The organism is Pantoea coffeiphila (genome assembly GCF_016909495.1).
GTDB classification, from domain to species: Bacteria; Pseudomonadota; Gammaproteobacteria; order Enterobacterales; family Enterobacteriaceae; genus Erwinia; species Erwinia coffeiphila.
On record NZ_JAFBFW010000004.1, the window covers coordinates 331,687 to 350,631 of the forward strand.

The window sequence follows — 18,945 nt, forward strand, 5'->3', positions numbered from 1 at the left end:
CTGCACCTTATTTTTTATCCAGCCAGGTGGCACTGAGAGAGTCAATATTTATATTATTCTGCACTGGCGTGGCCCCCGAGGCTGAAGTCGTCAGATTTTGCTGCGCGCCATCCCCGCCAGTTAAACCCAGTTTCAGACCGTCCACGGGAGAGCTATCCGATAGCCGCAGAACTTCAGGCGTCACGGCAAAATCCGCGCTTTCCCAGCTCTGCGCTGCCTGGCTCATACTCTGCCCCCCGAACTTCTGCCATACAGCAGCACGCTGGATAATTTTGTCCGGGGCCCCACACTCCACGATACCGTCAGCAATGCGGATATACCCCCCGCCGCTGGTCAGAATAATTTCCTGCTTCGCACTGATAACCACTTTTCCCTTACTGCTGCTGATACGGATATCTTTCAGTGCATCCAGCGTCATTTCATCACCCTGCGCCTGTATCTCCACCTTCCCTTTACTGGCAAAGATTTTGATACCCAGCTTCTGGGCAAACAAACTCACCTTCTCCCCGGCTGCCACGGTGAATCTTTTCAGGGCACTGAAATCAGTGTGCTTTCCACTGGTGCTGATAACATTCTCACCCGCTGACAGTTGCACGCTTTTTGGGGTGCTCAGGGCAATGCCCTCCGGGGCGGAGAGTAACAGTGCGGACTGTTTCAGTTCGGTCAGTGTTTGCTGCAATAGCGCCTTCTGAGTCTGAATGTCCGCCAGTTCGGCTTTAGCTGCTTCAACGGCACTGCTCAGGGCTTCAGCCCGGTTCAGGGCCTGTTGCAATTGACTCACCGCCGCCCCCATCTCCAGCACCTCGCCCTGCGCCTTCGCCTGGCCGTCCGCCGAGATAAATATTCCTTTCTGCGCCCGTATCGCGCCCCGGCTGTCCGTCCGCAGCTCAAAACCTTCGCCCCGCTTCTGCCGCTCGCTGTCCACCAGGTGACCCAGGTTCAGCTGGCTTTTGCCGCCGTACTCCGTCGAGACCTTGATGTGTTCCTGCCCGCGGTTATCATCCAGCCGGATTTTGTTGTTTGACGGCGTGCGCAGCACGTTACGTCTGTAGTTACGGATGGTGACGTGGTCGCCGTGTGCAGAATCGTGCAGCACCCCGGCAATGTACGGCCGGTCCGGGTTGCCGTCCTCAAAGCCTATCGCCACTTCCGTCCCCGCCAGTAGCGGCAGGTGCAGGCCGTACGTATCCCCCGCGTACGGCCGCGACTGGCGTACCCACAGGCTTTCGAACCCGCTTTCCCAGCCGTCGCGGTCAAACAGCATGTTGACCCGGTAGCGTCCGTCCTTATCGATATGCCCGTAGGTGTCGTTCGGCGTGGTGCTGGTCACCCGGGCCGGCAGCGTACCGGCCATCACCGGACGGGAGCCGGGTGCCGGGCGGAAGCTGAAATCCGTACCGTCAGGAATACCGTCAACATGCACGGTAAAGTCGGCGTCACGGCGCGCGTGGCTGTGCATTGCCGTGATGAGTACGCCCTGAGCAAAAACCTCCGCTACCTCATAACCCCCGGTTACCTTCAGCACCTGCCCCGGAGAGAGCGTCGGGCTGCTGCTGGTGGCGCGGGTCTGCGTCTGCCCGTTCAGGTAGCGTTCATGGCGGATGCGGGCATAAAATGCGCCGGTCTCCGGGGCCGGGTTGCGGTCGTGCGCACTGCCCGGCGTCAGGTAGTTGTCGGCATAATGATACGCATCGCCGTACGTGGTGGAGTCGCCGCGCGTGGCATCCACCTGCGTGTTCATGTCTTCCGTGGCCCGGCGGTAGTTATAATCCCGGGTGCTGACCTGCTTCTGCACCACCCGGTGATGGCTTTCCATGTTCCACACCGAGTCCACGCCCACGGAATGCTGGCCCGACGGCGGGACCGAGGGCAGGGTCAGGCCCGGCTCACAGCCCTGCCGGCTGTCGTAAAACTCCACCACGTCAATGTTCAGCCGCGTGTCGGTGGTGAAGCGGAACCAGATACCCACTTCTCCCAGCAGACGGCGGATAAAGTGCAGGTCGTCTTCGCCGTACTGCATCACCTGCTCGCGGCGCGGATAGTCCTGCACCAGCGAGAACAGAAAATCCTGACCGCGCATGTCGTGGCGCTCGCGCAGGATTTTCTCCACGATTTGCGGCACCGACATGTCCTGATAAATGGCGTTCTGGTGCGAGCGGTCCAGCAGCGCCAGCCGGGGCTGAAGCGTCAGGGCATAGCGCGTCTCGTCTTTTGAGGTGCTGAGGCGGTCAAACCCCGTCACCACACCCTGGATCACCCGCACCGGCTGCTGGATTTTAATCCCCCGGCCCTGATCCACCGGGGCCTGCAGCGTCAGTGACGCCGGTTTCAGCAGCATGCTTTCCTTGCTGATGTCATGCTGGCTACTGGTGAACTCAATGCGATAACTGAACGGCTGGCTTAGCGCCTCCCGGCCTTCAAAGATCATTACGTCCAGATCCGCATCACAGCCGCGTACCGCCAGCAGGTGGTGGCTGTGGCTAAATTTTATCGTAGAATTGGCGTCCATTGAGTGCCTTCAGATATAAAGATGGATTAAATGACCGTTAAATTAATTATTTTTCTCGCTATACTTTTACTTATATATTTAGCACTAGAAATGAACTTGGCGAGAAGGTTTATTTTACTTCAAACATGTATAGTACGATGAGACAATCTTACAAAGAACAAAATTAACACACCAAAAAAAATACATTTAAAAATAAAACCAACCTACTACATAAAATAAAAACAACTAAACTAACTCAGCAATTCATAAAAAATTATTAAATAAATATCGACTATAGATTTCATTTTTTTGGCAACAACCTGGCAATGCAGAACTTTCTTTTCCGACCTTCAAGAAGATAATTATTATACCCATCAAGAACACTCAAGGAGAAAGAACACTCTCCCTGTTTTGACGTGATGGTGAAATTCTGACCGCCACCGCCAGTGGCATTATATGAATATCTACCACCAGCAAGCCATCCAATATTAAACCCCACAGCGCTTTCCATTACAGAAGTTAAGGATATAGTCAACTTAACTCTTTCACCAGGCTCAACAATATCAGGATTTGATTTTACTATCCTATCCACCTGTTCAGGATTTGGCTCAACATCATATTTAACCTCATAAAAATGTAAGTACAAACGATTTTTTGAATAATTTATGACAGTGACCGTAGGCCTTAGAGAAAGAAAAACCACTGAAAATATCAAAATAAAAAAACAGAACGATAAAAAAAATAACATTTTTTTCATTTTTCATTCCTCAACACGATCAGGGTTTTCAACATTCCAGCACCAGTGCTTTTGCTTTGACACTGGAAGCTTTGATAGTGAGCTATTATCCAAAGCGTTCAGAATATCCAAAGCAGTTAATTTTTCCGCCATTTTCCCATATTGATGGTAGAGGTCAAAACCTATCTTCATACTGGTTACATCATCTAAGGTATCGTCACCCACAGCACCGGGGGTCATATTTTGCTCCCACGTTGATCCAGACAACAACAAATCCTGACTGAATCCAACACTTAGACCGACATATCCATAATGAATATTCGACCATACATCATAAAAATAATCATACTTTTTATATTTGTGATAATAGGACTTAGATGGAGTATTGCCTGGCGGTGGAAGTGGGCGAGCAACACCTAAGAAACCAAATTGATCGCGGATCTTTGGTTTGTGATCCCAGGTTGAACCTGTTTTAACAGTCTGATGCCACACTGTCATTGCAGCAATTAAATCGGGCTGAGGAGGCGGAGCAATTTTTGCATAAAAGAGAAGTTGCTCCCATTCAGCATACATTTGCTTTAAGATCTCTTCGTCTATTAAATGGCGTATTATTTCCGCTGTGCGGCCATTTACATTCGCCTTAATCTCACTAAGAGTATATTCAGCCACCTCAATCGCACCATCTTTATGCGTACAGTGATACGTAATCATCTCTTCCGTATGCAGTTTTGCTTTAGATAGAGACTGTTCAGATGATGCCTGCGTAGAAGTTACAGTACCAGATTTAAATAAATCATCTGTTCCTCAACTGTTTTTTTCATACGTATCATCCAGCATCGACGCTATAAATCTTGCCCTGCAAGGACAAGTACTGTAGCTGTCGAGTGTTCCGGCCATCCGCCTGCCATGAATGATGTCGTTATCAATTCCACCGGCAATTTTGTAGAGCCCGGCGTGTTTTCCGCAGGTCACACTGTCCTGTTCCCGGGCAACAGGTTTATCAAACAATGTGTGATCTTCTGCGCCTGTCGTGATCCTTCCACCGCAGGTTGTTTTATCGCCCTGTACCAGATAGTTACCTTCGGCCATATATGACTCTCCTTGATAAATTCAGCTCCAGCTAGCCGCGCAGTCCCCCCCTACTTACCGGTTCGATGGAAAAATAGTTAGATATGAAAAAGATCATCTCCCGATGAAGCCCTATGTATCAGTTTCAGTTTGCGTGGCTTTAATACGAAGCAGTCTGAGGCGTGACAGTGCTATCTATGCTAAATATCTGTTCGGGCAGGCTGAAGTGATGTAACGCCAACAGCGCCAGTGGCCCATTGCCCAGTTGCGTTCTCAGTGCCCACTGTAGGGTGTGTCCGTCCGGGGTGCTATAACTCATCATCCACTGACTGCGATCAAGCTGCTGCCGCTTCCCCTGTTCCAGCCAGCGAATGAATCCCCAGGTTCCGCTGTAATCCCCAAACAGGCGTGTTCCGGCATGGGTTGAAGTCCAGGTCAACATAGTCCCCGGCTTGAAAGTGTCTCCCGGCCAGCGGAAGCTCTGCCAGTCGGCCATCTGGTTAAAATAGTGCAACTTTCGTCCATCAATGGTCAACTGAGTTTCCACTACCTGTGGTACAGGACGCGCCTGAAGCTCAAAGCTGATGCCCTGGCTGCCATCGGTAAACAGGATGTCCGATAGCTGGCTCAGTTGGTTAATGGCACGCAAGAAGACAGGGTTAAAGCTCAATCCCTGGCTGTTGGCCTTATCCGGTACCCACTGGCTGCCCTCTTTGTGCAGAACACCACTGAGCTCCGTGGTCAGGAAGCGTTCAATACGCCCGCTATCCTTACGTACAAATTCAGCCAGCATCGGCAGGGAGGCTTCGCTTTTACTGGCGGCAAACGGATAGCGGCCATCAAAGGCCGTGTGCCAGTTGGCCACTACTGAACGACTCCACTTGTCATTGAGGCTCGCCGCTGACGGTTGCAGAACTGTTTCCCAGGCCTGGATCAGCGGCTGCACAAACATCGTACTGCCAAAGCCGCTCCACTCTTCACCGACGCTGGCCGAAATCAGACTGCCGTACTGCAGGGTATCGGTCAGGTCGACACTTTTTCCCTGGAACACGGTCTGGGCCAGGGTCTGCATCATCGCCTGCGGATCTGAGGCGCTGGCGACCTGCTGAAGGCGCAGACGGACACGGGTAATACGCGTCAGGTAGGTCTGAAGGCTGAGCGAGGTGTCGGCCGACATGACGTTGCTGCCGGTGTTTTTGCCCATCAGAGTCAGCAGCGGACCAAAGGTTTCATCCATCGGCCCCTGCGGACCGGAGGCCGTCTGGTCAATGGCGGGCTTCTCACTTCCACCCACCAGCTCTTTGGCTGACTTGATGATGGAGTCAGACAGCCCTTCACTTTTCTGACCGGTCTGCCCCTGCCAGGCAATGGTGTTCATCAGCGCAATCAATGGGGACTGGCGAACATCACTCATCAGCGTGAGTTGGTCGGTGACATTCGCGATATTGTTTGCCGGATTAAGCCGGAGACTATTGAGGAAACTCAGCCAGTTGCCGGCAAAGTCGGTGAAGTAACGTTGCGTCAGACGTGCTTTCAGGGTTTCCGGCGACAGGTCTGAGGAAACGGCTTTCCGGCTGTCACTCAGCACCCAGTCAATTTCATCCCGGCGCGACGTTGCCACCTTCTCAATGGCCTGCTGAATGCCCCCTTCCCAGGCCTGGCGGGTAAACATGCCCGGCACCACTTCGTCGGTAGTGAACAGACGACGCGCATCGGTACCGCTGGTCATATCCTCCAGGGACACATCGGCGAAGTTACGACGCACAGATTTGAGCATATTTTCATAGAGCGCACTTTCGGCGTTGCGTCGGCCAATTTGCTGCAACAGCACCTGCCGACTCTGGCTGACCAGCTGCGCATCCGGTGTGATTTTCCACTGCGGCTGCTTCGGCAGTTCGGTGATATAGAAGGCCCACAAATCCGGCGACAGGCTTTGCCACAGGCCGGTTGAAATGCCCATCCGCGTCGGCTGCACAGCTTTCATGGTCTGAGCGTAATACGCGCCGTCGGCCTTATCCGGGTGCGACATCATCAGCCATGCCTTTAGTTGGTCATACCCTGGCTTCGCCAGTTGAGCTCGTTGGTCACTGTTCGGTGCCGAGTTTGACAGCGTGCTGAGCTTCTGCTGCAGGGCAATATTTGCCGGGTCACGGATAAGACGGTTGTTCGCCACACCGTACCACGGCAGCATGGCATTGAGTAATGGCAGATTATGGTCGAGGCCAAAGCGCTGGTACCACGGCGCGCCTTCCTTAATACGGTGTTGCAGGCGGCCGGCTTCATTACGCAGCCTGTGCAAAGCCGTCAGTTGGTCATCCGATACGGAAGGATGCTTCACCAGAGCATGCGCCTGTTCAGCAACAGAAACTATCTGTAGACGATTGACCGCAAACGACAGCAGCGTCCCCGCCCCCCAGACACCAATAATCCCCATCAGCGTCCAGGCAAGCGTCTGTTCCCACGCCATACCGACACGGCGGCCACGCACGCGGCTACAGTCATCAACGATCCCCTGCCAGGTTACCGGTAGGGTCAGCGCATGGCGTTGTGATTCCGGGATATATTTCTCAGTGTCGGCAGGTGCTGCACCGGTTGTTCCTCCTGCAATAGTGGCGGGTTTATTCTCCGGCAGGCTAAACATCAGGCCACGTAACGGGATGCGTTGCTGACTGGTATACATCCAGGGAGTCAACTGCTCTGCCCAGTGGTGGATACCGCCTGTTTTCAGGAACTGGCCGAGACGCAGCAGGAAATCGTTTTGTCTGTGTTCAGCAATCTGACTCACCCCCTGTTCCCGTAGCCCCACCAGCATCGATTCCAACTGATGGGTAACATCGTCAGTCCTGGCACGCAGAGGGAACAACGCCCCCACGGCCTGTTCGGTGCGGTTCGTCTGAGACCAGTCACTGTCGCACAGCTTCCATATCCAGACGGGAGCCGAATAGCGCAGTAGCTCGCTGATTATTTCCAGCCCGCGTAAATCGTTGTCACTGATCTGTGGGGTGAGGTTAAGCGACGCTGGTATCACGCGGACAATCCCGTCTAAGGGACGCCCCCGACACAGTTTACGCAGAGCGGTGTATTTTTCTTTTTTATGTTCAGCAGTCAGACTACCGCCATAAATCAGTATCGTACGGTTCCCTTCCAGCCACTGATTATTCTGCAGGCCAGGTATCAGTTGCTCAATGGCTTCTTCGTTACCCGTGACCAGTAACAGGCGGACCTTACGGCGCCAGAAAAGTCCAAAACGTGAATTCAAATGGCGGCGAAGGACGTGACACATCGCTACGGTCGGATGAACAGCGACCTTCTCAGTTTCCCGTTTCTTTTTTTCATCATCGCCGTTTGTTCCTTCAACCAGGTCATCAAATTCGGCCTTCCCGGCACTTCGAACCGTGACCAAAAGCAACAGTGAAGCAAGCAATACACATCCAGTGACACAGCCTCCGGCAATAAGCCAGTAAGTCTGTTGCTCGCTGTTAGGCTGCAGACCTGCAATGTCCGGATGTTTCCAGACAATAAATGTCATGACGGCCAGCAGGGCTAAGAAGAACACGGCGACAGCAAGGTAGCGGCCTTCCGTTGTTTTCGGTAATAAAGCTTTCAGCCTCACGCGTCCATCTCCTTTCGGGAAGCAATCGGGGTAACGAGTGTGCTCCACAGCACATCCTGTGTGGTGTCACCGCTGATGATCATCTGCGGTAATTGAGTTTGCCGGGCAATTTCTGTGGCTGCAGCGATGGCCAGCCAGGGAGCGGCTGCACCTGCATGTCCCATTGATACGTCAAGATTTGCTACAGCGTCGTCTTCAACGGACTGAGCAGGATGCTTGTTCTGGTTCCCGACCACTTCTGCGCGTTGCTCTTTCGTCAAGCCGGCAAGCCACAGGTGTTTGACGATATTTTCTTTGACCGGAACGTTATAGGCGGCCATTCGCATCCCCTCTTCCAGCCCTCCTGGTTGTGCGGGGTCCGGGCGATGCAGCAGAGCAACAGGTTCGAGAGCCTCCTGGGTCAGGCGGTTGCCGAGGAGAAGTGCGACCCCTGCCTCTGCAGTATTGTCAGAGTCTGAGGGATTAAACTGAAGCCCCACAATCAACAGCATTGCTTTATCTTTAATACGAGTATTCAACCAATCATCAATGATACTGAGTCCGTTCCCTTCGCCGTATTCAAAAGGGACAGTAATATTATTTTTTTTCATTGCGTCATCCCAGCAATGACGAATATCCTCTTGAGGCAAAGATGTTGATATATTAAAAACGACAACCAGAGATGCTTTGTCAGGGAATTGTATAAACGGGAGCTTAGCAAGCAACCTGAAAAAGATTTCAGTAATCAAATACTTTGGTGTATCTTGCGGGCTTGAAGCAACCCGACTCATGCGGGTACTTTCGTTACCATTTCGGTCAACCTGGGAAAAAATAATGCTGTCGTTGCCTTGCATGGAAATAGCTATTTCTTCCTGGGAAGATGCTGTGTGGCCTGTAATAAATGAAGCATTCAGCACCTGAAGTGCGCGGCGTGCACTGCGAGTTTCACACAGGATCCACTGTTCCCGCCTTCTATCAAAGCCATTTGCTTTTATATCCTGCAACATCCATATACCCAATCTGAAAGCGAAAGCAGAGCCCCAGATTGCCGCGGGGACACCCAAAGAAAATAACCAAAAGTGATGATTATCAACATACCGCCCAAAAATCCGCATCAGGATAATGCTGAGAGCCAACATAATACCCAGAGTCATAAACCAACGCGCTATTTTTATAGATTCAGGCCGAGGATAATAATCAGGAAGGCATTTAAGTGAATACGACATCCATTTCCTCTTTGATCTTCAAGGGATATTCATCTGGACAGCTTAATTGTATCGATTAAACTCCCATAATTTATTTTTACCACATGACTAAAAATTACTATCATATGAAAATTCAAAGTCAATTTCACGTTAGCAAGTTGATCGGTGGATAGGTTGATAAATAAAAACTTTCCGGTGTCAATGAAAACGCTATTTTTACCTTTTATATATTCAATACCAAAAATTAACTCACTCATTTTTTCCAATTTTTTACAACCTTCACTCAACTTAATAAGCATAATGTTTTTATCCTGCTGGTTAACTTCATTGAATTCAACAGCCCCCCCCACATAACTATTTTTAATTATCACATTTAACCGTATAACCATTGATGATGGTATTAGGATAATTTTTTTGACTGCAGAGCTATTTTTATATCAATTGTACCATTACCTGTAAATTCGAAATAAAAATCGAAAACATCAAAGGTAATAGTAAAAAGTAAAAAAATAAATCAATTAATAACAACCCCATAAAATAGACAATACTAACCAAAACAACTACCGAGGTGTCAATTCTATTGTTTTAATTTATTTTGGCAGTCGATATACAAGTCCATTCTCTCATCATGTACTCCAGAAGTGATTTCTCATTTCTGAAATCAAAGTCAGACACTGGTGCTTTCTCTCCACCGAAACCATCTTTCCCAACGATAATATACTCCTCATCACTTAAGAAATATTCCACTCCGTTTCTAAACACAAATGCTTTACTGTGACATAATCTATCCCACCAACACATCCAATCTTTTATGAAAATAAAACAGTGCCTACGCCATCAAATAAAGTTTTATTAATCTCTATAGAATCAGCTACAACGTCTAATTTTATGTCCTGCTGACAATTTCTAACATAATCCCTAACACCCTCCTCTCTATTGTTTGTCATTTGCTTTATAAGTAACCTTTCTCCACCATCTTTACTATCGAGCCGTTGTTCTATAATTACAGCATGTCTCCCTGAATTATCACTCCAAACTTTTTAGACTATCTCAGGACTAGAGAAAACCAATTTTTTAACAAAAGAATAAAAACAACAACTGGCTTCTAAAGAATAATTAACCACCTTTAAATTTTTACCTACTAAGTTTATTAAATATCTTATGAATCCTATTTATTCCAGAACAACCGTTGATGCTTTATGCCAGTTACTGATCATGTACTTATACAAAGGGATGTTATTTTTCAAATTAGCATCAGGTACTGGTGTAACATTATCATCAATCACCCCATCAGGCGTAATAATACGCTCCTCACCTCGAAGTGAATGCTTCACGCCATTTTCGTAAGCAAAATACTTTACAGTAACAGGATCGAGTCCACCCACACAGCCTATAGTATAAGAAAACAACACTGTATTAAATGTTCCATTGATTTTCTTAATCTCGAATGAGCCCTTAATCAAATCCATATTTATATCAAGCTGGCATCTATTTACATAATCGACAAGCCCCCATATCTTTTTATTCTTTACATATTCCGAGGCAATTATTTTTGCATTTTTAAAGTCATCTAAATTTTCTTCTTGAATATCAATCGTCACCCTGTGGACACCATCAGTGCGATAGAAATCTTTGGTAAATTTAGATGCAAAACTACTACTTATGGGTAAAACCACTAAAAACAATGCAAGTGTTATTTTGGATTTTAGAATCATCTTGTACTCTCATGTCCAGTTGTTTTGGAATGAATGCCAATCATTTCATTGAGCTCATTCACATCAAAAATCTCTAACTCTTTATGTTCATTTGACTCGTAATATCCTTTGTATGCCACTGGTAAAAAAATCGCAACCCATTAAAAAGAGAGAATTTTATTGTATCACTCTGATTTCCCCCCAAGCAAATTAATGCTCCAGATTTCGATTTTCCATATACAAAGGTTGCGTGATGCCCTGATGATGCTGCACAGCCATAGATAGGTTTTTTGATCTCAAAAAAATTGACACTATCTTTAAAAAAAGAAACTGCACGATATGGGTCTGGAACTGTTTTATGATACCCACTCTCTTGAAAACAATAATTTACAAAAGACGCACACCAGGCATTTAATGTTCCAACTAAATTTTTTAACCACTTATGACCTATTAATGAATGATAATTACTAGTAATTCGATCTTCCTTAGTCCCATGCCATTTTTTTGCCTCACTAAGTGCTATTTTCATCCATGGAGCCTCTCGCTGATCATGCGGGAGCAGAGCAATAGGATTACCAGAATTCTTCCCCCCGACAGATTCCAGTTTTTTCTTATTCGTATTGCTGGTATCTTTTTTTTGTAGTTGTTTTTCCGCTGGTTTTGAAGCGCTAGAAGTAGTTTTCGACGTCTCACCCTGTGTAGAGTTACTGCGACCATTTTTGTTTATAGATATTGATTGCCCAGGATATATTTTATTAGGATCCGAAATATTATTTTGGCGAGCAATTTCATCTACATCTATTTCATTCTTTGCTGCGATTTTTGCCAATGTGTCGCCAGGCGCAACCAGATAAATTGAAGAGCTATCAGGATTCACACCATAAACAGTCAGGCGTTGCCCTGGGAAGATCTTACTTACATCTGGAATATTATTATTTCTAGCAATCTCACCGGCACTTGTTTTATAACGCTCGGCTATTTTAGAAAGAGAATCACCTGACATAACGGTGTACTCTATTGGCTTCTGAGTGCTCTTCTCTCGTGGAATCTTTGGTGCATCGGCAAGTGTTCTTGCAGAAAATTGTGAGAAATTTCTTGTAAGTAATATACTTTTCGTTTCCTCTCCAGCAACCGTAGAATAAACAACATCTTCCTGACCTAAAGAATTAGTGTATTTAATTACAATAGACATACCAGGTTTACTATGAATAATTTTTTTAAGTTTTCCGTACTCGTCTGTCTTCCACTCATAGCTCGTACTTCCAAGCGTCACCTTAAATGGCACATCTGCAACTGGTCGAGATCCATCAGAAACAGTTATATTTGTCACATACACCCATTTTTCAGTTCCGGGCTTCAAGCCACCTTCCTTTTTACTGATTGCATCCACAACCTTGTCAAATTCATCATCGTCAAAGTCAGATATTTTTTTATTTTTTTGCAACCCCACTCTCTGAGATTATAAAATTTGAATAAGCTACAGGATCATTACCTGCGGTTGCAGGTGCGTACTGCGACATCATTTCAGAGATGGTGTTATCTCGATATTTTCGCTTCAATAACGCACATTTTTCACGCTCTCCAACTTCCAGACTGGAAAAAATAGCAAATGTATTTTTTTTAGGGTTATATACAGTCCCGGCACCTATCCGCCCATTTTGCTTACTTGCATTAGGTAATGCCATAATATTCCCTGGGTTGTTGAACCTCCAATTCAATGTCCCAGCAGTTTTTAGCAACCGAGTCCCATCACCAGCTTCGTACTCAACCGTCTTGATTTCAAGATGGTATGTTGCCTTCACAAATCTCATACATCATCCTTTTTTATTTTTTTCCGTTGGTTTAAAGCTGGAGTGATTTAGTAAAACTGAAGTCATATGATAGCCTGTAACTGCAAGCATAATATTCCCATTTACCGTTACATGGTGATTAAGTAAATTGCGTTTAGATTTATAATCGTCACCGCTAATAATGAGCTGCACATTGCTGTCCCAACCATCTTGCTCAGCATTAGCATCAATCACACACTTTAGTGGACTGTTTAAATGCAGGATCCAGTAGAGTAATTTTTCGTCATGCTCCCTATCTTCACCCCAGTTAGGGGGGCCGTAAAACAACTCTTCTTTCATTACTCCTGAGAGTTCAACCTTATCACCTTCTTTCAGACATACTGCATATGCACTGAAGTTATAAAATAAGATAGCCAGACTCAACATAAGTTTCATAAGCATATTTAACATTATCAAATAACCTTTGTAATATTTAATAAAGTTGCAATCATTGATTCAGTCAACGCTGATGTTCTATCTCCTGCAGAATCTGCTTCACTTAAATAAAGATCGGCATCAGATCCTTCATCCCTAAAACCCTCCATATTGTCATCTTCAGTTAACGAAGTAGAAAAGTCTTCCTGTACCCAGGTCTCTCGCCCAATTATTAGATTTAATGTATCGCTTTCTGGAAGTTTTATTTTCGGGAAACGCCCTGAACTATCTACCGTTCCGGTAGACAGTATTTTCCCACTACTATCAGTGATGCTGTATGGCTGATTTGTCATCCAATCCATACTTTGGCTGACACTATCTGCACCAGGAAAAGCAAAACGTAGACTTTGCTCGCCAGGTTCCATTACCGGAAATACGGGTAACGTAACCTTTTCTGATGCACTTCCCTTACGCCCATAATGCCCAGCTTTAGTACGATATTCACCTGCTGTGGCTGATTCAATCGCACTCGCATCAATCCTTATATAACTTCCTCCACCATTCAGCGTGATCCTTTTCTTCGCGATGATTTTGATCTCATCCTCCGTACTGACAATGCTGATTCCCTTGCGGGCTAACAATTCCATCAGGTCGTTCTGCGCCTGTATTTTTACCGGCCCCTGATTCGCAATGAGTTTGATACCCATCTTGCGTACAAACACGCTGAGGGAATGACCAACCCCGATAAACAGATTTTTCACCACGCTGATATCCGCATTCTTTCCGGCCGTGGCAATCAGGTTCTGGCCTGCCGATACCTGCAGGTGCTGTCCGCTGGTCAGCGCAATCCCGTTCGGCGCACTCATCAGCAGCACCGATTTCTTAAGGTCCGTAAGCTGTTGTTCAAGCAGCTTAATCTGTGCCTGAAGGTCCGCCGGATTTGCCTTCGCCGTCTGAGCATCCTCTGAAATGGCCGTCATCTGCTCACGGGCCTCAGCCAGATTGCTGACCGCCGCCCCCATCTCCAGCACCTCACCCTGCGCCTTCGCCTGGCCATCCGCCGAGATAAATATCCCTTTCTGCGCCCGTATCGCGCCCCGGCTGTCCGTCCGCAGCTCAAAACCTTCGCCCCGCTTCTGCCGCTCGCTGTCCACCAGGTGGCCCAGGTTCAGCTGGCTTTTGCCGCCGTACTCCGTCGAGACCTTGATGTGTTCCTGCCCGCGGTTATCATCCAGCCGGATTTTGTTGTTTGACGGCGTGCGCAGCACGTTACGTCTGTAGTTACGGATGGTGACGTGGTCGCCGTGCGCCGAGTCGTGCAGCACCCCGGCAATGTACGGCCGGTCCGGGTTGCCGTCCTCAAAGCCTATCGCCACTTCCGTCCCCGCCAGCAGCGGCAGGTGCAGGCCGTACGTATCCCCCGCGTACGGCCGCGACTGGCGTACCCACAGGCTTTCGAACCCGCTTTCCCAGCCGTCGCGGTCAAACAGCATGTTCACCCGGTAACGGCCGTCTTTATCAATATGGCCGTAGGTATCGTTCGGCGTGGTGCTGGTCACCCGGGCCGGCAACGTACCGGCCATCACCGGACGGGTGCCGGGTGGCGGGCGGAAGCTGAAGTCGGTGCCGTCCGGGATACCGTCAACATGCACGGTAAAGTCGGCGTCACGGCGCGCGTGGCTGTTTATCGCTGTAATAACCACGCCGTCAGCAAACACCGCCGCCACCTCATAACCCCCGGTCACCTTCAGCACCTGCCCCGGACAGAGCGTCGGGCTGCTGCTGGTGGCACGGGTCTGCGTCTGCCCGTTCAGGTAGCGTTCATGGCGGATGCGGGCATAAAATGCGCCGGACTCCGGGGCCGGGTTGCGGTCGTGCGCACTGCCCGGCGTCAGGTAGTTGTCGGCATAATGGTAGGCATCACCCCAGGTGGTCGGGTCGCCGCGCGTGACATCCACCTGCGTGTTCATGTCTTCGGCGGCCCGGCGGTAGTTGTAATCCCGGGTGCTGACCTGCTTCTGCACCACCCGGTGATGGCTTTCCATATTCCACACCGAGTCCACGCCCACGGAATGCTGGCCCGACGGCGGGACCGAGGGCAGGGTCAGGCCCGGCTCACAGCCCTGCCGGCTGTCGTAAAACTCCACCACGTCAATGTTCAGCCGCGTGTCGGTGGTGAAGCGGAACCAGATACCCACTTCCCCCAGCAGACGGCGGATAAAGTGCAGGTCGTCTTCGCCGTACTGCATCACCTGCTCGCGGCGCGGATAGTCCTGCACCAGCGAGAACAGGAAATCCTGACCGCGCATATCGTGGCGCTCGCGCAGGATTTTCTCCACGATTTGCGGCACCGACATGTCCTGATAAATGGCGTTCTGGTGCGAGCGGTCCAGCAGCGCCAGCCGGGGCTGCAGCGTCAGGGCATAGCGCGTCTCGTCTTTTGAGGTGCTGAGGCGGTCAAACCCCGTCACCACACCCTGGATCACCCGCACCGGCTGCTGGATTTTAATTCCCCGGCCCTGATCCACCGGGGCCTGCAGCGTCAGAGACGCCGGTTTCAGCAGCATGCTTTCCCTGCTGATGGCATGCTGGCTGCTGGTGAACTCAATGCGGTAGCTGAAAGGCTGGCTCAGGGCTTCTCTGCCTTCAAAGGCAAGCACGTCCAGATCCGCATCACAGCCGCGTACCGCCAGCAGGTGGTGGCTGTGGCTGTGGCTGTGGCTGTGGCTGTGGCTGTGGCTGAATTTTATCGTAGGATTAGTGCTCATTGTATTCCTTCACATAGGCAGAGAAATTATGCTCTAGAAAAACAGGCATGAATTAATTAAGTTAATTATTTCTTAATTTTTATCGCATATTCCTTATGAAAGTCCTTGCCAAAATAGATTGTTAATTCACGCCCAATCTTTCATATCTACTGATAATATGAAACAATAGTTACGCACTTCATCAAGCCATAAATATTCATTACACTCATCCACTTAAAATAAATAATATCAAACCACTTACAGTCAAGCCATGGTTATTAAAGCCCTATTTTTTAGCCTAACTAAAAATAAATCAACCCACTGTATAAATAATGTATCTTTCTCAGTTTATTCCTATGCTAATTCAGTCATTACTTCTATACAACATATTATAACAATTCTCTTCAGAAGATAAATCATATCTATAAAAACAATAATCTGAGAATTGCTTGATTTTTTCTTCATTTAAATTACTAAGTAATGGTGTATCACAACCTGCATTGCAATTTGTTGGATCAACGAAAAAAATTTTTTCACTCATATGCTTTTTAATAAAAAAGACATATTCTGTATCTTCCTTGAATTCACCAGATACCTGCTCAACACCAACAAAAAACCATGCAATGGACAATATTAATGCCATTATGAAAGCGACCCAACAATAATTTAACCTGTTAGCATTACCCATATCCCCCCTAGTTTTTTTATATTTAGTTGGTTTACCCAGACCCAGATTAAATTCTTTTCTCAACCTCCCAACAAACTCCATACCTAAATTACCAGGGCAGGATCTTTCGATTACTTCGTTAGGCTTTTTTGGATTACGGTAAAAAACCTGATGTTCCTTGTGCCCACCAAGTTCCGTAATATTAAAATAGTTAAGCAACGTAGATATGATTTCTTTTACTGCCTTTTCTTGCAAAGGAGTTACCACATCATCAAGATCCCACCATTGTTCATCTAAGTCAGACATTAATACAATTCCTATAATAGATGTGTTGCCAAAACTTATGTGAGCACCTTTATTTCTTATATCCTGCCCTTCAAAAATTTCACCATCGCATCCAACAGCATAATGATAACCAAACTGGTTAAAGTTATTCATATGCTCTTCTTCAATTTTCTTATTTTATCATCATTCTAATCTGAACATGAATAACTATTTCCAGCATTATGAATGGCGACTTTAGTATAATTTCAGTCATGGGATACTTTCTGGCTATCACTGGCCTTCCAGTCCGAGCGAGTTTTGAATACATATCCATTCTTTCTCACTCCTGATATTATCGCTTTCCGCACTGCGGCTCTATTATTTAACTGAAGAGGAATAATTTCATAATTTTTTATCTAATTTCTGCGCCGATAACACTGTAAATTCTGAATTAAAATCATTACTCTTTAAATCATCATCACCTGACATAACCTCATCATCCAAGAAAATCTCTTTCTTTGGTGAAATAAAATTAAATGAATTCTATCGTAGGATTAGTGCTCATTGTATTCCTTCACATTTCACATCGGCAGAGAAATTATGCTCTAGAAAAACAGGTATGCATTAAGTAAGTTACTGCTTGATCTTTATCGTATATTACTTATAAAAGTCTTTACCGGAATACATTGTACCAAGCGTAACCCAAGAAACAGTTACGCGATAATAACCTGACTTTTTCGGTCCCCCAACTATGATGAGGCGGTGGTAATCTTTTTTTACTCCACCCTCTCCACAAAAAACTATTTTTTATTTCTCCTGAATCCATACCAGCCCTGATTTGTTCGGGATTATACTTACCGAAATGCTGAGTTCATCAATAGCCACATCTTTTATTTCAATGGCATCTTGGCATTTGTGATTAATTGTTGCATCTTTAATATTATTTTTCAGATAGGATTACTGAGTGAGCACAGAGCAACCAGGTACAATAAAAATCATAATGCAGATAAAATATTTCATTTAGTTCAATGGTTTGAAAGTCCAGCTCCAAAAAAAATATTATTTCCGCAAAATCTCACACTAAAAAAAACAATAAACTCTTTTTAATTTATTTTTATTTTATGTTTTTATCTATTTCACCTCCTGGTGTTGTCGCCCCCATAGAACACCCATTAATATGAATTAATATATCCACCTTTAACTTAGGCCTACCCATAATTATTATATGGTGATAATCTTCTTCTTCCCTTCCTCTTCCCCCAACTTTCAAAGCATTCACTTTCGGCATCCGTTTTAAACCAACTCCCGGAGGTGATATAGTCACTCCGATATTGTCCTTAAATAAAATAGTATTAGTTATTTCAATTTCAGACGAATAGTTCTTCCCAACATATCCTTCAGGAAGTTCACTTCCTGAAGGATAAAATTTCGGCATAGAACTTTCATAATCTAAAACAAAAAATGATGAGCACAATGAATTTTTTCATGCTTATTTTACTAATTTAAAAACCAACCCTCCAAAAACATGTTGGGAAAAGTAGTTAAGACTGCTTTTTTATTTTATTTTATTTTATTTTATTTTATTTTATTTTATTTTATTTTACAATAAACTCTCCACCAAGAGAGAAGCATTATTTCAATTAATTCATCACTATCTTTAGAAGTAATACTTCCGCCATCAACCTTACAGACAGGCTCATCCCAAACGATCCAGTGGTTCTTTGACGATGAGTCACCATTGCCCATCCTTTTAATATCTCAGCAGATATGAAGGTTACAACTCTGTACCCTTGTTTAGCAAAAGAATTAAGCCTTATTATATCTGTCTCATTAGCATGTGAAAGGCTAATGTTATCGAATACTTTCTCATATCCGGCCTTATCGAACCATTCAGTCAACTTCCCCCACATTGTTATACCAGAGACCTGATCATCCACTTCATCGTAACTCATAATTGAATTTTCAGAATCCCTCAAACTAGCTAATGTAATCCAATCCAAACCTGATACTGTTTCTCTGCCGTAATCATCATAGAATGCTCCTTTCGGGTGACTACATCCATCCCCAGGCGAAATATTCAGAATGCCTATTTTGGTTTTCCCGTACAACTAGAGTTCATTTGCAGTTTGCTTATAAACATCCGGCCTGTCCATCTGCAGACAATAAAAAATCGAGCATCAAAGCTATTTGCCTTACTGTCCTGTAAAGATCATATACATATACGAGGCCAAAATACACAGCCCACAGGAGAGCTGAGGTGCTAATAAAAAACACAGGAAC

General features: G+C 46.5%; 13 protein-coding genes and 1 pseudogene. All 14 read right to left on the reverse strand.

The annotated features are described in order from the left end of the window. Window positions 1-7 precede the first annotated feature (7 nt). A complete protein-coding gene (locus tag JOE09_RS15055) occupies window positions 8-2,509 on the reverse strand; it encodes a type VI secretion system Vgr family protein (protein WP_205066344.1) in 2,502 nt (833 codons plus the stop codon). A 280-nt stretch (window positions 2,510-2,789) separates the two neighbouring features. Next, window positions 2,790-3,245 carry an immunity protein TsiR gene (locus JOE09_RS15060; protein ID WP_205066345.1) on the reverse strand — a complete coding sequence of 152 codons (456 nt, stop codon included), beginning with the start codon at window positions 3,243-3,245 and terminating at the stop codon, window positions 2,790-2,792. Between the two features lie 3 nt (window positions 3,246-3,248). Further along, a pseudogene (locus tag JOE09_RS15065) lies at window positions 3,249-4,313 on the reverse strand (polymorphic toxin type 44 domain-containing protein). 139 nt (window positions 4,314-4,452) lie between these two features. Beyond that, window positions 4,453-7,899, reverse strand: a complete 3,447-nt coding sequence (locus tag JOE09_RS15070) for an ImcF-related family protein (protein ID WP_205066508.1) — start codon at window positions 7,897-7,899, stop codon at window positions 4,453-4,455. Window positions 7,900-7,901: 2 nt separating this feature from the next. Continuing rightward, window positions 7,902-9,110, reverse strand: coding sequence for a hypothetical protein (locus tag JOE09_RS15075; RefSeq protein ID WP_205066346.1), 1,209 nt, complete (start codon window positions 9,108-9,110; stop codon window positions 7,902-7,904). 29 nt (window positions 9,111-9,139) lie between these two features. Then, window positions 9,140-9,460: a hypothetical protein gene (locus tag JOE09_RS15080; RefSeq protein WP_205066347.1), complete on the reverse strand. Its 321-nt coding sequence runs from the start codon at window positions 9,458-9,460 to the stop codon at window positions 9,140-9,142. A gap of 801 nt (window positions 9,461-10,261) precedes the next feature. Beyond that, window positions 10,262-10,804 carry a M949_RS01915 family surface polysaccharide biosynthesis protein gene (locus tag JOE09_RS15085; protein ID WP_205066348.1) on the reverse strand — a complete coding sequence of 181 codons (543 nt, stop codon included), beginning with the start codon at window positions 10,802-10,804 and terminating at the stop codon, window positions 10,262-10,264. A gap of 73 nt (window positions 10,805-10,877) precedes the next feature. Further along, window positions 10,878-12,227, reverse strand: a complete 1,350-nt coding sequence (locus JOE09_RS15090; protein ID WP_239553101.1) for a LysM peptidoglycan-binding domain-containing protein — start codon at window positions 12,225-12,227, stop codon at window positions 10,878-10,880. Beyond that, window positions 12,214-12,594: a hypothetical protein gene (locus tag JOE09_RS26155; RefSeq protein ID WP_239553102.1), complete on the reverse strand. Its 381-nt coding sequence runs from the start codon at window positions 12,592-12,594 to the stop codon at window positions 12,214-12,216. The genes JOE09_RS15090 and JOE09_RS26155 overlap by 14 nt, the downstream gene beginning before the upstream one ends. Window positions 12,595-12,597: 3 nt before the next feature. Next, window positions 12,598-13,023, reverse strand: a complete 426-nt coding sequence (locus JOE09_RS15095) for a DUF4431 domain-containing protein (protein ID WP_239553103.1) — start codon at window positions 13,021-13,023, stop codon at window positions 12,598-12,600. A gap of 2 nt (window positions 13,024-13,025) precedes the next feature. Continuing rightward, window positions 13,026-15,755, reverse strand: coding sequence for a type VI secretion system Vgr family protein (locus JOE09_RS15100; protein ID WP_205066350.1), 2,730 nt, complete (start codon window positions 15,753-15,755; stop codon window positions 13,026-13,028). A 343-nt stretch (window positions 15,756-16,098) separates the two neighbouring features. Further along, window positions 16,099-16,839, reverse strand: coding sequence for a peptidoglycan recognition protein family protein (locus tag JOE09_RS15105; protein WP_205066351.1), 741 nt, complete (start codon window positions 16,837-16,839; stop codon window positions 16,099-16,101). Window positions 16,840-17,779: 940 nt separating this feature from the next. After that, the gene (locus tag JOE09_RS15110; protein ID WP_205066352.1) at window positions 17,780-18,100 is read right to left on the reverse strand and encodes a hypothetical protein; all 321 of its coding nucleotides are present in this window, start codon (window positions 18,098-18,100) and stop codon (window positions 17,780-17,782) included. 205 nt (window positions 18,101-18,305) lie between these two features. After that, a complete protein-coding gene (locus JOE09_RS15115; RefSeq protein WP_205066353.1) occupies window positions 18,306-18,773 on the reverse strand; it encodes a hypothetical protein in 468 nt (155 codons plus the stop codon). Window positions 18,774-18,945 lie beyond the last annotated feature (172 nt).